This window comes from Actinomyces howellii (genome assembly GCF_900637165.1).
GTDB classification, from domain to species: domain Bacteria; phylum Actinomycetota; class Actinomycetes; order Actinomycetales; family Actinomycetaceae; genus Actinomyces; species Actinomyces howellii.
The window spans coordinates 3134280-3148934 of record NZ_LR134350.1; the positions used below are offsets into that span (position 1 = coordinate 3134280).

Below are 14655 nucleotides of genomic sequence, written 5' to 3' on the forward strand. Positions count from 1 at the left end.
GCCGCTGGCCCTGAACCGGCCGCCGGCCGCGAGCCTGCCGCCGGCCCTGAACCGGCCGCCGGCCGCGAGCCTGCCGCCGGCCCTGAACCGGCCGCCGGCCGCGAGCCTGCCGCCGGTCTCGAACCGGCCGCTGGCTCTGAACCGGCCGCCGGCCGCGAGCCCGCCGCCGGCCGGTCCTTGGCCTCCCCGTGCCCGGGCCCGCCCGGACCACCCCGCTCACCCCGTCCGCTCCGGACCGCCCCGGTCCACCCCGCTCACCCCGTCCGCTCCGGACCACCCCGGTCCTGGGGCGTGGAGGTGCTCCACAAGCGGCCTTCGTGCAGGGGTCGTCCACAGGGCTGCGGCCCTCCCGTGGCGTGCGGTGGCGCCGGCGCTGCACCGTGGTCGGGCGGGCCGGTGCCTCGCCGGCCCGCTGCCGGCGCACCGCCGGCGAGGACTCAGCAAGGAGCGCATCATGAGCCGTCAGCTCGATCTCGTCGTCCAAGGGGTGCTCGGCACCCGCCCCTCCGTGGTCCGAACGGCCACGGGCAGACCCTTCTGCCACTTCCGCGTCGCCACGACCCCGTCCTTCCGCAGCCGGGACGGCTGGCGGGACGGTGCCACGATGTGGTTCACCGCCAAGGCCTGGGGAGCCCTGGCCGAGAACCTGGGGCACAGCCTGCACAAGGGGGACCCGGTCGTCCTCGTCGGACGCCTGAGCCAGGAGACGTGGCTCAACGAGACCGGCGAGCACCTCGACAACGTCCTGACGGTCTCCTGCGGCGGGCACGACCTGACCTGGGGGGAGTCCCGCTTCATGCGGGTGACCCACGCCGAGGAGGAGCCCGACGACCCGTCAGGGGCCGCCCCGGGGCAGCAGGCCCCGTCCGCCGGTGCACAAAGCATGGCCGACGGCGCCGCAGGCCCGGCCCCTGAGGGAGCCGAGGACCCGGCCGAGCCGCTGCCCGACTCCCACTGGCAGGTCGCCGAGCCGCCGGCCGGCGCCGGCGCACCGGACGGGCAGGCCGGGACGCCGCAGGACCCGGGGGCGCAGGACGGCGCCCCGGCCGCGACCCACGGAGGACTCGACTACGTCCTGGTCGGGCAGTGAGCCCGGGCCCCGCCGGCCCCTGAGCCCGGGCCCCGCCGGCCCCTGAGCCCGGGGGCCGGGAGCAACGGACCGGCTCTGTTCACTCAGGGCTGAGCGTCGACGAGCCAGTCGAGGTCTGCCGGGTGGGCGACGCCCAGGACCTCGATGAGGACGCGGGTGACCGTCTCGGCGGCCTGGGCGCCACCGGGCAGGAGCCTGCTCATGACCTCCGTGCCCTGTCCTGCCCAGCCCAGCGCCCGCAGGAGGCTCGTCTCCCTGTCCCCGAGCAGGACCCGGCCACGCGCGTCGAGGACCGGGACGACGACCTCGACGCCCTCGTCGCGGACGACCAGGACGACCCCGGGCACCTCCGGGGAGGGCTCACGCCGTCGACGCCGGCGCAGCAGGCCTGACAGGCCGGACCGGGTCTGCTCCGAGGAGTCGGGTCGGTCGGTCCCGACCACCGGCGCGGGCGCGGTGAGCAGCACCGTCAGGCCGGTGCCCGCGCCGTGGCCCGCCCGAGCCCGGCGGTCGAGGAAGGCGGCCAGGTCGGGGGTGAAGCGCGCCCACGAGCCGAGGTCGACCTCGGCCGACAGGTCGATGGGCGGGCCGCCGGGACCCCTCGGGTCCGCAGGCTCCGAGGGCGGGGTCGGGAGCGGGGCGTCGGATGACTCGTCGGGGGACAGGGCGTCGGGCACGGGGCACACGGTAGTTCGCGGGAGCGGCCCGCGACACACCCGTGCGGCCCGCGTGTCTGTCCGGCAAAGCGCGTCGCACTGGCTACGGTGACCGGCAACGGGGGCGTACCTGCGCCCCGACGGCAGGAAGTGTTCAGGCTCGATGATCCGATTCGACCACGTGTCCAAGGTCTACAAAAGGGGAGCGCGCCCGGCCCTCGATGACGTCACCATCGAGGTCGAGCGCGACGAGTTCGTCTTCCTTGTCGGGGCCTCGGGCTCGGGCAAGTCGACCTTCCTGCGCCTGACCCTGCGTGAGGAGCGCCCGACCTCCGGCTCGGTCCACGTCCTGGGCCGGGACCTGTCGCAGATCTCGAGCTGGAAGGTGCCCAAGCTCCGTCAGGAGATGGGCTTCGTCTTCCAGGACTTCCGTCTCCTGGAGAACAAGACGGTCCTCGAGAACGTGGCCATCGCCTCCCAGGTGATCGGAAAGCCCCGCCACTACATCCTGTCGGCGGTTCCCGAGGCCCTCGACCTCGTGGGGCTGGCCGGCAAGGAGAAGCGCCTGCCGCACGAGCTGTCCGGGGGCGAGCAGCAGCGCGTGGCCATCGCCCGCGCGATGGTCAACCGTCCCAAGCTCCTCCTGGCCGACGAGCCCACGGGCAACCTCGACCCGTCGACCTCAGTGGGCATCATGCGCCTGCTCGACCGGATCAACCGGCAGGGCACAACCGTCGTCATGGCCACCCACGACGACGAGATCGTCGACCAGATGCGCAAGCGGGTCATCGAGCTCAAGGCGGGCGAGGTCGTGCGCGACCAGGCCCGCGGCGTCTACGGCTCGGACCGCTGAAGGAGGCCCGCCCATGCGATTCCGTTTCATCCTGTCCGAGACCTTCAAGGGCCTGAGCCGCAACCTGGCGATGACGGTCTCGGTCGTCCTCGTGTCCTTCGTGTCCCTCCTGTTCGTGGGGGCCTCCGCCCTCCTGCAGACCCAGATCTCGACGATGAAGGGCGACTGGTACGACAAGGTCGAGGTCAGCGTCTACATGTGCCCGGCCTCCTCGGCCGAGGCCGCCTGCGCCAACGGCGAGGCCACCCAGGAGCAGATCGACGACGTCGAGGCCCTCATCAACTCCGACGTCCTGTCCTCTTACGTCAAGAGCTACACGCTGGAGACCAAGGCCGAGGCTTACGAGCGCTTCATGGAGGCCTACGGGGACACCAAGATCGGTCGCAACGCGACCGAGGAGATGATGCCGGTCTCCTTCCGCATCAAGCTCGTCGACGCCGAGGAGTACCAGGTCGTCGCCGAGCAGTTCACCGGGCGTGAGGGCGTCGAGCGCGTCGTCGACCAGCGCTCGACCCTCGAGCCGCTCTTCCTCGTCATGAACCGGGCCTCGTGGATCACCGGGGGGCTGGCGGCGATCATGGCCGTCGCGGCGGTGCTGCTCATCTCCACCACCATCCGCCTGTCAGCGATGAGCCGGTCCAAGGAGACCGGGATCATGCGCCTGGTCGGTGCCTCCAACCTCTTCATCCAGCTGCCCTTCATGCTCGAGGGCGCCCTGGCCGCGCTCCTGGGGGCGGTGGCCGCGGTGGGGGCGCTGTGGGCGGGGGTCCACTACGTCGTCGACGGCTGGCTCGCCTCCTCCATCAGCTTCACCACCGCCTTCATCGGCACCGGTGACGTTCTGCGCCTGGCTCCCTGGCTCCTGCTGGCAGCAATCATCCTGGCGGCCGCCTCCTCGGCCTTCTCCTTGTCGAAGTACACCAAGGTCTGATTCCCATGCGCACCGGCACCTCCCGTCCTCGTCCCGCCTCCCGGGCGACTCGCCGCGCTCCGCGCCGACGCCGCCTGCTCGCCGTCGTGGCCGCCCTCGCCCTGGGCCTTGCCGGCGCTGGCATGCCGGCCCAGGCCGACGAGAGGCAGGACGCGGTCGACCAGCAGGAGGAGGCCGAGCGCAAGCAGGCGGAGGTCACCGCCTCCCTCGAGGGGGTCTCGGCCTCCCTGGGCCAGGCCTACCTGGATCTCCAGGCGGCCGAGACCGCTCTGGGCACCGCCCAGACCGAGCTCGACGCCGCCGAGGCCGACCTGGCCGCCAAGGAGCGCGAGCAGCAGCTCGCCGCGGACCGCCTCGCGGTCGCCGAGGCCGACCTGGCGGCCATCGAGGAGGAGGCGCAGGCCTCCCAGACCAACGCCGAGGAGAACTCGGCCTCCGTCGCCGACCTCGTCGTGTCGACCTACCAGGGAGACAGCGCGGTCACCTCCTGGACCTACGTGCTCGCCTCGGAGTCGGTCGACGACCTCACCCAGCGCGCCTCGACCATGGAGATCGCCACGGGTGTCCAGGAGTCGGTGCTCTCGCAGGCTGAGGCCGAGCGCGCCCAGGACGCCAACCGCAGGGCCCGCCAGGACGCGACGACCACCCGGGTGGCGACCCTCAAGGACGAGGCCGACGCCGCCGAGGCGGCCGCCCAGACCGCCAGGGACGACGCGCAGACCCGCCGGGACGAGGTCGCGGCGCTGACTGCCGAGCGCCAGACCGCCGCCGCCCAGTTCGAGACCGAGAAGGCCGGGCTGGAGGCCCAGCAGGCCCAGGCGGCCGCCGACGCGGCCGCAGCCGCCGAGACGATCGCCCGCATCGACGCGGCCAACCAGGCCTCCGCCGGCTACACCGGTGCCAGCTCGGGGGAGGTGGCGGCCTCCTCGTTGGGTGGCGGCGACATCGGCCACCCGATCACCGGCTCTCTTGTCGTCGCCTCCCCGTTCGGCTACCGCATCCACCCCATCACCGGGCAGTCGAGGCTCCACGCAGGGGTCGACCTCGTCGCGGGCCAGGGGGTCCCGCAGTACGCGGCCGTCTCAGGCACCGTCACCCACAACATCAACTCCTCGTGCGGCAACGGGATCTTCATCAACGGTGGGGTCATCAACGGCCAGTCGGTCGTCGTCGCCTACTGCCACCTCTCGCAGATCTCCGTGAGCAACGGCGCCTACGTCTCCAAGGGCCAGCAGATCGGCCTGACCGGTGCCACGGGTGGCGCCACGGGCCCCCACGTGCACTTCGAGGTCATCCTCAACGGCACCGAGGTCGACCCGATGACCCTGCCCGGCTTCTGATGCGACGGGGCTGGGCGTAGGCTGTGTGCCCGCGCCCGCCACGGGGGGCGCCCGCGTGCGCCGTCGAGGTGCGCGGACACGAGACGACACGAGGGGAGCCACCGGTGTCCACGAGGCGCGACCGGACCACGAAGCCCACGGCGGGCCAGCGTGCCAAGGCCGCTGCCCACGCCCGCACGACCGTGGCACGCAACCGGAGGGCGAGCCACGACTACGTCCTGGAGGACCGCTACGAGGCCGGGCTGGTCCTCACCGGCACCGAGGTCAAGGCCCTGCGCATGGGCCGGGCATCCCTGACCGAGGCGTGGGTCGAGCTCGACCGACACGGTGAGGCCTGGCTCCAGGGCGCGCACATCCCCGAGTACCTCCAGGGGACCTGGAACAACCACTCCCCGCGCCGCAAGCGCAAGCTCCTCCTCCACCGCTCGGAGCTGGCCAGGCTCGCCCAGCGCGTCCAGGCCAAGGGCTACACCGTCGTCCCCCTCGAGCTGTACTTCATCGGGGGGAGGGCCAAGCTCGAGATCGCCCTGGCCCGCGGTAAGCAGGACTGGGACAAGCGTCAGGCGCTGCGTGAGGCGCAGGACAACCGGGAGGCCGCCCGGGCGATGGCGGCCGCCAACCGGCGTCGGGGCTGAGGTCCGCCTTCGAGGTCTGCTCGAGGCGCCGACGCAGGTCCGGACCGTGCGGCCAGGGTCCTAGAGGCCCGGGCGAGGCGTGGCTATACAATCGCCGCCGCGTCCCGTCCGGGACGCCCTGACCGTGGAGGAAATGAGGACCCCGACCATGAGGGCACAAGACCCCTTGACCGTTCGCCTGCTGCCCCGGCTCCTGTACGGAGTCGCCCTGCTGGCGCTCGTCTACAGCCTCCTGGGGGCTGTGCCCGGGGTCAGGCCGGTGCTCGACTTCATCTTCCTGTGGGTCGTCCCGCTGCCCTTCATCGACTGGCTCTCCGCCGTCGTCGCGCTCATCCTGGCCGCCGGCCTGGACCGCCGCAAGCGCGCGGCATGGGTGGCGATGACGGTCCTGGCGGCAGGCTCCCTCGTCCTGTACGCCCTGCTCCTCATCGCCTTCATCAGCGTGGACGAGCCGGGCCTGGACATCTACGGCTCCCTGGCGCTCAACATCGCGGTGCTCCTCGGCCTGCTCGCCCTGCTCGTCATCCACCGCCGCTCCTACCCCGTGCGCTCCCGGCCGGGCAACATCCGCAGGGCCCTGGGTGTCTTCCTCCTCGTGTCGTGCACCGCCACCGCCGTGGCCGTGGCCCTGACCCTCGTCCTGGAGGGCGTGGGCCTCGAGCAGGTCACCGGGCTCGTGACGGGGCACTCCGGACCCGGCTGGCTGCGCAGCCTGCTGGGACTGGGGTGGGCCGGGGCGGTGCTCGCCTTCTTCTGGATCATCATGCGCTCCCAGAAGGAGGCCGGGCGCATGAGCCTGGACGAGGAGCGTCGTGTGCGCAGCCTCCTGGCCCAGTTCCCCGCCGACTCCCTGGGCTACTTCGGGACGAGGCGAGACAAGTCCGCCCTGCTCACCGAGCACGGTGGTGTCACCTACCGGGTCGGCCAGGGTGTCGCCCTGGCCTCCGGCGACCCGCTGGGCGACCCCTCGACCTGGCCGTCGGCGGCACGAGCCTTCGTCCGGCACGCCGCCGACTACGGATGGACCCCGGCGGTCATCGGCGCCTCCGAGGCCGGCGCCCGCGCCTACGTCGAGGCGGGCCTGCGCGCCCTGCACATCGGCGACGAGGCGGTCCTGCACTGCGCACGCTTCCGGCTCGACGCCCTGCCCGAGGTGCGCCGTGCGGTGCGGCGCCTGACCGGGCTGGGCTACACCGTGCGGATCAGGCGCCACCGCTCCATCCCTGCCGAGGAGCTGGGCGCCTTGGCCGTGCTCGCCGACCAGTGGCTGGCCGGGGAGGCCGAGCGCGGCTTCTCCATGGCCCTGGGGCGCCTGGCCGACCCCTCTGACGGCCAGTGCGTCATGGTCGAGGCGCTCTTCCCCGACGGCGACGAACGCGGACGGGTCGCCGCGCTGCTGTCCTTCGCGCCCTGGGGCGGCGACGGTCTGAGCCTGGACGTCATGCGGCGCCATCCCGAGGCGGACAACGGCGTCACCGAGCTCATGGTCTCCTCCGTGGTCGCTGAGGGCGCCGAGATGGGGATCTCGAGGATCTCCCTCAACTTCGCGGTCTTCCGCTCGGCCTTCGCCGAGGGCGCCAGGCTCGGGGCCGGCCCGCTGCGCCGGCTGTGGCGCCGTGTGCTCCTGCTCGCCTCACGCTGGTGGCAGCTGGAGTCCCTCTACCGCTCCAACTCGAAGTACGACCCGGAGTGGCGCCCCCGCCTCATCTGCTACCGCGAGGGAGCCGAGCTGGCGCAGGTCGCCCTGGCCATGGGGGTGGCCGAGGGCTTCGTCACCCTGCCCCGCTGGGTGGCGGGGGACTCCGGCCCCCAGCCCCGGCGTGCCGCCGAGGACTCCGCCGAGCTCCTGGCCCTGACCGCCGGCTCGGTGGCCAGGCCCTCGCGCGTGCGCCCCGCCGGCCAGCTCGCTCCCCGCCTGGCCTGCCGTGAGGCCATGCTCGCCGAGGGCCTCGAGCCCTACCCGCCGTCGGTCGACGTCACCGCCACGTGCGCCGGTGCCGAGGGCGCCTGCACGGTCGCGGGGCGGGTGCTGGCCATCCGTGACCACGGCGGCGTCGTCTTCGCCGACCTGCGGGACTGGAGCGGCGACCTCCAGGTCGTCCTGGAGACCGGCGGGGCCGGGGCGCAGGCGGTCGTGTCCTTCCGCAGGCTCGCGCGGATCGGCGACCAGGTCGCCGTGAGCGGGACCCTCGGGGCCTCCCGCACCGGCACCCGCAGCCTGCTGGTCCGCAGCTGGGTCATGACCTCCAAGGCGCTGCGTCCCCTGCCCGACAAGCGCCGCGGCATCCAGGACCCCCAGACCCTGGTCCGCCAGCGTCACCTCGCCCTCATCACCAGCCCCGCCCTGCGCGCCATGGTCACGGCGCGGTCGACCGCGATCCAGGCGGTGCGCGGCGAGCTGCTCACCCGCGGCTACCTCGAGGTCGAGACGCCGATGCTCCAGACCGTCCACGGCGGCGCCAACGCGCGACCCTTCCGCACGCACATCAACGCCTACAACCTCGACCTCTACCTGCGTATCGCCCCCGAGCTCTACCTCAAGCGCCTCATGGTCGGCGGAATGGACCGGGTCTTCGAGATCGGGCGCAACTTCCGCAACGAGGGGGCCGACGCGACGCACAACCCCGAGTTCACGATGCTCGAGGCGTACCAGGCCCACGCCGACTACAACGTCATGAAGGAGGTCGTGCGGGACCTCACCCTCGCCGCCGCACGAGCCGCCCTGGGCACCACGGTCGTGCGTGGCACGGTCGGCGGGGTCGAGCACGAGATCGACCTCGCCGCCCCCTGGCGGTCGGTGAGCGTGTGCGAGGCGGTCTCCGAGGCGCTCGGGCACAGAGTCGACACCTCGACCCCGGTGGAGCGGCTGCGTGAGCACGCCGAGGCCCTCGGACTGCCTGTCAGCCCCCGCTGGGGCTGGGGCGAGCTCGTCCAGGAACTCTACGAGCACCTGGCCGAGGCGAGCACCGTCGGCCCGACCTTCTTCACCGACTTCCCCGCCCAGACCTCGCCCCTGACCCGGCCCCACCGCACCGAGGCGCAGCTGGCCGAGCGCTGGGACCTCATCATCTTCGGGTCGGAGGTCGGGACGGCGTACTCCGAGCTCGTCGACCCCGTCATCCAGAGGCAGCGGCTGACCGCGCAGTCCCTGGCCGCCGCCGGGGGCGACCCCGAGGCCATGGAGCTCGACGAGGCCTTCCTCGAGGCCCTCGAGCAGGGCATGCCCCCCTCAGGGGGACTGGGCGTGGGCCTGGACCGTCTCGTCATGATGCTCACGGGCTCCTCGATCCGCGAGACCATCGCCTTCCCCCTGGTCAGGCCGGGACGATGAGGGGCAGGGTGCTGGCCGTCCTGGTGCTGGTCACGTACAACAGCTGGCTCGCCTGGCGGCTCAACGGCCACCCGGAGGCGCTGAGCGGCTACCTCTCCGAGCTCGCCGCCCAGGACCAGCCCTTCCAGTGGTTCTTCCGGCTGGGCGACCTGGCGGCCGCCGTCGTCTTCGTCGCCGTCGCAGCCCTGGGCCGTCGTGGCTGGACCCCCTGGCTGGGGCACTGGGCGCCGAGGGTCGCCATCGGGCTCCTGCTGGTCGCGGTCGGTACCGCGCTCGACGTCGTGTTCAACCTTCCGTGCGCAGAGAGCCGTGACGCCGTGTGCGCCGCCACCCCGAGCCTGGCCAGGCACCTGCACGAGGCGTGCTCGGTGCTCGTGTCGGTCTCGCTCGTGGCCACCATCGGCATGTCGGCCGTCGGCATGGCCGCCCGCGGCGGCTGGCACGTCCCAGCGCGCCTGACAGCGGGGCTGGCCGTGGTCGTGGCCGTGCTCATGGTCGCCAGCGTCGCCGCGCCCGCGGTGGCACCGGGCACGCAGGGGCCCGTCCAGGCGCTCCAGGTCCTCCTGTGCTCGGGCTGGATCGCCCTGCTGGCATGGCGTCTTCCCGGGGGCCGGCGTGCCTGACCGCCGCTACCCCGACGGGCACACCGTCCACACCCGCGACGGCTCGGGTCCCGGCATCGTCCTGCTCAACGGCTGCGCTCTGGCCGCCGTGGGATGGGACGAGGTGATCGCCGCCCTGCCGGGCCGCCGGATCATCGCCGTCGACCGGCCGGGGCGGCGGGGGACCAGCTGTACCGCCCTTCCCACGCTCGCCGGTGAGACACGCTTCCTGGCCGATCTCCTGCGCCAGACGGGGCGAGGGCCGGTCATCGTCGTCGCCCACTCGATGGCCGCCTTCCAGGCCGAGGCCCTGGCACGCACCCGGCCCGGGCTTGTGGCCGGTGTGGTCCTGGTCGACCCCGCCGTCACCGCCGGCTCCCGCGTGCGGGGACGGATCGGGGCCGAGCTGGCCTGGCGGGCCGCCGACCTGCTCCTGGGGCACGAGCTCGTGCGGCGTCCCGTGGCCAGGATCTGGCGCCGTGGCCTGAAGGCGCAGACGGTGCGTCCCGAGCTCATCGACACCTCCCGGTGGCGGCAGACGTGGGCGAGCCGACAGTCCCTGGCCGCCGGCACCGCCGAGTGGATGGCCTTCCCTGCCCAGGCCGCCGAGCTCGAGCGTCTCCGGGAGGCGCAGAAGGCCCCCGCGCCGGTCGGCGCCGTCATCGTCGAGGCACCGCCGCCGGTGCCCCTCGTCGAGGCAGCGGTGCTCCACGCCTCCTTCGCTGCCACCCGCCTGCGTCGCCTGCCCGGCTGCCGGCACCTGACGATGGTCGACGCCCCGGACCAGGTCGCCGAGGAGATCCGTCTGGCGGCCGAGGCCTCCGCGGCCCAGGCGCCCGGCGCGGTGCGAGCCGACTGACGGGATGATTCTCGGGCGGCGCCCTGTTACAGTGGTGCACCGCTCGGCAACGAGCACAGTGCGGCGGGTCGCAGGACCCGCCGGTGACAACTGCACAGGGGATGATCGGTTTCGACGACGGTCGTGGGTTCAGGGGAAGCGGGTCGAGGATGCACAGTCATCTCGTCAACGCTCTGTGCGAACCAATAGGTGCCGATAACTCTCGCACCGACTTCGCCCTCGCCGCCTGAGCGAGCCTCGAAGTCCGTCAGCCCGGGGAGCGCTTCCGCCCCGGTTCCTGGCGTCATCTAGGAAGCCACTGCTGAGGCCCCTCGCCACCGGGGGTCTCGGGACACCTTGGTGGCTGAGTCCGTCGGCGTCCTTGTCCGCGTGAGACGCCGGGGCTGAGAACATCGCTAGCGGACTGCACCCGGAGAAGTCCTGTTGCACCACCGTCGGACCGGGGTTCGATTCCCCGCATCTCCACCCATGACGACGCCCCCGGGCCCCAGGCCCGGGGGCGTCGTCGTTCCCACGGCCCTGTGCCTTCTGCTCTGTGCCTTCCGCCGTGCCCGTACCTCGTGCGTCGCGCCTCCTGCCGTGCCCGTACCTCGTTCGTCGCGCATCCTGCCGTGCCCGTACCTCGTGCGTCCGGTGCACATTCTGAGGGTGCGAACGTGAGGAGTGGTTCCAGGGGACGAGTGCGGAGTGCACTGGCCGGTGCGTGGGGGTGGCCTGGTCGTCCCACCGCGAGATCGGGACTAATGGCACCTCGAGATCGGGGGAAGTGGCACCTCGAGATCGGGGGAAGTGGCACGTCGAGGTTGGTCTTCTCACTGAGTCCCCGCTCGCGCGCCTCACCCGCTCCGCCCGCGCGCCTCACCCGCCGCTCCGTCGACCGGTCATGTGACTGTCGACCGTCTATGTGACAGCGAAAGCCCGGTCGGGAGTTACATGACCGGTCGAGAGTGACATGACCGGTCGAGGGTGACAGGGGTGTGCGGGGACGGGGTGTGTGGTCTGTCAGCCGTGGCGCTCGACCCTGGACCGGGTCGGGACCGGGCAGGTCAACGTTGGCCAGACCGGGGCTGGGCCGGGGCCGGTCCGGGGTCGGGGCTCACTCCCCGTGGGTGGGTGTGCTGGTAGGGGCGGCGAGGTGGTGCACACATCAACTACCCTCGCGGCCCAGGCCGACGCCCGTGATTGAGCCGAATAATGATCGTCTTGTAGCAGGCGGAGCGGGTGTCCGTGTGCGTCGCAGGGGTCGTTGCACATCTCAGGCCTCCACGACCGTCTCCGCGATGGTGGCTGGTCGGGGGGGGACCGCGGGATTCCGCGGTTCTTCACCGTGACGTCTCGACTGCCACGTGTCTGTTCTGTGCATCACACCCAGGTGGGGGTGCGAGCCACGCGCTCCGAGCGCCCGATCGGGCCCCATGACGCCGAGAGATCGCCGCATCGCCCGGCCGGCAGCCGCCCGGCACCTCGAGGTCGGGACATATGACGCCCGGCGTCCTGAGGCGAGTGCGCAGGCTCATGGCGCCCGGTGTGTGCTGCCTGGGGCGTGTCAGATGCGGCGAACTCGAGGTGTCATTAGTCCCGATCTCGGGGTGCCATTAGTCCCGATCTCGGGGTGTCACTTCCCCCGATCTCGGGGGGTCATTAGTCCCGATCTCGCGGGGCAGGCGGGGGCGGGCGGGGGCGGGCGGGTTCGGGGTGTGAGCGCGCCGTGGCGGTGCGGCCGCGACGTCCGGGCGGAGCACTTCCTAGGTGCTTCACAGCCTCGCAGGGGGGCAGCGCCCAGGATGAGTGGGTTACATGGTTACTGCCGCTGGACGGAGGCGGGCCACGAGGGTTGGGGAACCTGATGACGGGCTCGCAGCCGAGACGGCGGGGGTCGAAGGGAGCCCCTGCTGGTCGCTCCGGCGAAGGAGGCGTCGCCCCCGGTGCTGGGAACACCGGGCAGTGCGCAGGCGCCTCGATGACGAGGGCCCGTGGCCCGGGAGAGACAACCCGGACCACGGGCCACCGTCGTTCCGCCGGCCCTCAGTCGAGCTGCTCGAAGGTCCGGGCCCAGGCCGACCGGATCGGGTTGGCGTCGGCGATCATCTCGTCGAAGCGCTCGTCGGCGATGTCGACCACCTCGCCCAGGGCCACCCGTGCCTCCCGCGTCGGGGAGGACTCCACGCGGTTCCAGCCCCGGGCGATGAGCTGGGACGCGTCCGCCAGGCGGCTCACGCACATGACCAGAGGCCTGTCGAACTTCTCGCGGTAGGCCGCCCCCAGGGCACGCAGCTCGGCCTCCTGGGCGTCGTCGAGCGCCCCCAGGGCGAGCGAGGCCGTCTCCAGGCGTGCCCGGGGGTCCCCCTCGGGGTCGAGCAGGAGGTCGACGACGTCGCTGTAGCCGTTGATGAGCGCCTCGTGCTCGGCCGGGGAGGCCGTGAGCACGATGTCCTCGAAGGCCTGGCGCAGCGCGGCCACCGAGGCGAAGGGACGCTGGTCGTACACCCTGGCGGCCGGCCAGGTGGCTCCGACGTACATGTTCGCGAAGGTCTCGACGAACTCCTGGGCCGACATGGCGTTGACCGTCTCCAGGCTCATGGCGCGGCCCTCGACGCGCGCCACGTCCGGTCCCTGCTGGCGCCCGAGGTGGAAGAACACGATGTTGAGCACGATCGCGCTCAGCGCGCCGATCGTCACCCCCGAGCCGAAGAGGATCGCCAGCCACGAGGGCATGACGGTGGCGATCTCGGGCTTGAAGGTGACGAGCAGGGCCAGGCCCAGGGACGTCGAGACGATGACCGCGTTGCGGTTGTCGTGCATGTCGACCTTCCCCAGGGTCTGGATCCCCACGACCGCCACAGAGGCGAACATGGCCAGGGAGGCGCCTCCGATGACGGACTGGGGGATCGCCGCGACGACGGCCGCCGCCTTGGGCAGCAGCCCCAGGACGATCATGATGACCCCCGCGCAGGTGACGACCCAGCGCGAGGTGACGCGGGTGAGGCGGACCAGGCCGACGTTCTGGGCGAAGCACGTGTAGGGGAAGGAGTTGAGGACCCCTCCGAGCACCGTCGACAGCCCGTCTGCCCGCAGGGCGTTGGCGATGTGCGGGGGCGTGATGCGCCGTCCCACGATCTCCCCGGTGGCGAAGACGTCACCAGTGGTCTCCACGGCGGTGACCGCCATGACCACGAGCATGGACACGATGCCGGTGACCGTGAACTCGGGCAGCCCGAAGAAGAACGGCGTGGTCAGCCCCACGGCATCGGCCTGGGCGACCCCCGAGAAGTCCGCGTCGCCCAGGACGGCGGCCAGGATCGTGGCCGACACCAGGCCCACGAGCACCGAGATCGTGGCCATGAAGCCCTTGAAGACGCGCTGCACCCCCACGATGAGGGCGATCGTGACCAGCGCGTAGGCCAGGCCCTTGACGGTGAGTGCCGCGGAGTCCTGCCCCTGGCCCGCCTGGGCGCCCCAGGCCACGATGTCGGAGGCCGACACGCTCATGAGCGTCGTGCCCATGACCGTCAGCAGCGTGCCGGTGACCACCGGCGGGAAGAAGCGCAGGAGCCGGGCGAAGAAGGGCGCCAGGAGGAAGGTGGCCAGGCCCGCGGCGATGATCGAGCCGTACATGGCGGCCAGGCCGCCGGTGCCGCCCTGACCGCCGGAGGCGGCCAGGCCGATGGCGATGAGGGGCGAGACCGCGGTGAAGGTGACCCCCTGGATGAGGGGCAGGCGCGCCCCGATCCGCGGGCCCAGGCCGGCGGACTGGATGATGGTGGCGATGCCGCAGGTGAACAGGTCGGCGTTGATGAGGTGGATCGTCGTGGCGGCGTCAAGGCCCAGCCCCGACGCGATGACCAGCGGGACGACGACCGCGCCGGCGTAGAAGGCCAGGACGTGCTGGACACCCAGCACGGTCAGCTGCCCCAGCGGCGGGACGGCGTCGACCGGGTCCTTCGTGCTGCCTGCGGCAGGGGTGGCGGCGGGGGATGAGGGATGGGCGGGATTGCGACGGCCCAGTGCCATGCGCTGTCTCCTTGGGGTCGTGGGTGGGGAGGGGCCCCACCGGCGCCACCATTGTGGTGCCTGGGCGTGACTCCTCTGAAATCCGGGCCGGCCCCCACGAGGCGGGGGCGCCGGTCATGCGCTCGAGTGACTCCTCTGAAATCCGGGCCGGCCCCTGCCCTCGGTCCTGCCGGCCTCCCCGGCCCTGCGGACGCCGGGCCCCGCCCGTGAGAGCGCCGGGCCCCGCGGCGCCGGTGCTCCTCGAGGGGCCCGGGCCACCGGCTGCTCGGGACCTGCCGGTTTGCTAGAGTCGACCAGGCAACAGCGGACCGGCAGCAGACCACAGACGTCCGGGGTGGGAGGGAACC

At 72.5% G+C, this 14655-nt stretch carries 10 protein-coding genes and 1 other RNA gene; 9 read left to right on the top strand and 2 right to left on the bottom strand.

Features of this window, described 5'->3' with window-relative positions:
- The first annotated feature begins 454 nt into the window (after positions 1 to 454).
- Entirely contained in the window at positions 455 to 1090 is a 636-nt protein-coding gene (gene ssb / locus EL245_RS13450; RefSeq protein WP_197719422.1) for a single-stranded DNA-binding protein, read from the top strand.
- An 83-nt stretch (positions 1091 to 1173) separates the two neighbouring features.
- Here the strand turns inward: ssb and EL245_RS13075 are convergent, their stop codons facing one another.
- Complete coding sequence (locus tag EL245_RS13075) at positions 1174 to 1767, bottom strand: hypothetical protein (RefSeq protein ID WP_232009792.1); 594 nt, start codon at positions 1765 to 1767, stop codon at positions 1174 to 1176.
- Between the two features lie 142 nt (positions 1768 to 1909).
- On the opposite strand from EL245_RS13075, the gene ftsE reads away from it, so the two are divergent.
- The 8 genes from ftsE (at position 1910) to ssrA (ending at position 10765) form a co-directional block, all read left to right on the top strand.
- The gene (ftsE, locus tag EL245_RS13080) at positions 1910 to 2599 is read left to right on the top strand and encodes a cell division ATP-binding protein FtsE (RefSeq protein WP_126383778.1); all 690 of its coding nucleotides are present in this window, start codon (positions 1910 to 1912) and stop codon (positions 2597 to 2599) included.
- 13 nt (positions 2600 to 2612) lie between these two features.
- A complete protein-coding gene (ftsX, locus tag EL245_RS13085) occupies positions 2613 to 3530 on the top strand; it encodes a permease-like cell division protein FtsX (protein ID WP_126383780.1) in 918 nt (305 codons plus the stop codon).
- A 5-nt stretch (positions 3531 to 3535) separates the two neighbouring features.
- A complete protein-coding gene (locus EL245_RS13090) occupies positions 3536 to 4870 on the top strand; it encodes a M23 family metallopeptidase (protein ID WP_126383782.1) in 1335 nt (444 codons plus the stop codon).
- Between the two features lie 104 nt (positions 4871 to 4974).
- Complete coding sequence (smpB, locus tag EL245_RS13095; RefSeq protein ID WP_126383784.1) at positions 4975 to 5505, top strand: SsrA-binding protein SmpB; 531 nt, start codon at positions 4975 to 4977, stop codon at positions 5503 to 5505.
- A 148-nt stretch (positions 5506 to 5653) separates the two neighbouring features.
- Entirely contained in the window at positions 5654 to 8836 is a 3183-nt protein-coding gene (lysX, locus tag EL245_RS13100) for a bifunctional lysylphosphatidylglycerol synthetase/lysine--tRNA ligase LysX (RefSeq protein WP_126383786.1), read from the top strand.
- Positions 8837 to 8844: 8 nt separating this feature from the next.
- Complete coding sequence (locus tag EL245_RS13105) at positions 8845 to 9459, top strand: DUF998 domain-containing protein (protein WP_232009793.1); 615 nt, start codon at positions 8845 to 8847, stop codon at positions 9457 to 9459.
- Complete coding sequence (locus EL245_RS13110; RefSeq protein ID WP_126383790.1) at positions 9452 to 10297, top strand: alpha/beta fold hydrolase; 846 nt, start codon at positions 9452 to 9454, stop codon at positions 10295 to 10297. Before EL245_RS13105 ends, EL245_RS13110 begins: the two co-directional genes overlap by 8 nt.
- A 97-nt stretch (positions 10298 to 10394) precedes the next feature.
- Positions 10395 to 10765, top strand: a transfer-messenger RNA (tmRNA) gene (ssrA, locus tag EL245_RS13115).
- Between the two features lie 1557 nt (positions 10766 to 12322).
- Here the strand turns inward: ssrA and EL245_RS13120 are convergent.
- Entirely contained in the window at positions 12323 to 14308 is a 1986-nt protein-coding gene (locus tag EL245_RS13120) for a solute carrier family 23 protein (protein WP_126383792.1), read from the bottom strand.
- Positions 14309 to 14655 lie beyond the last annotated feature (347 nt).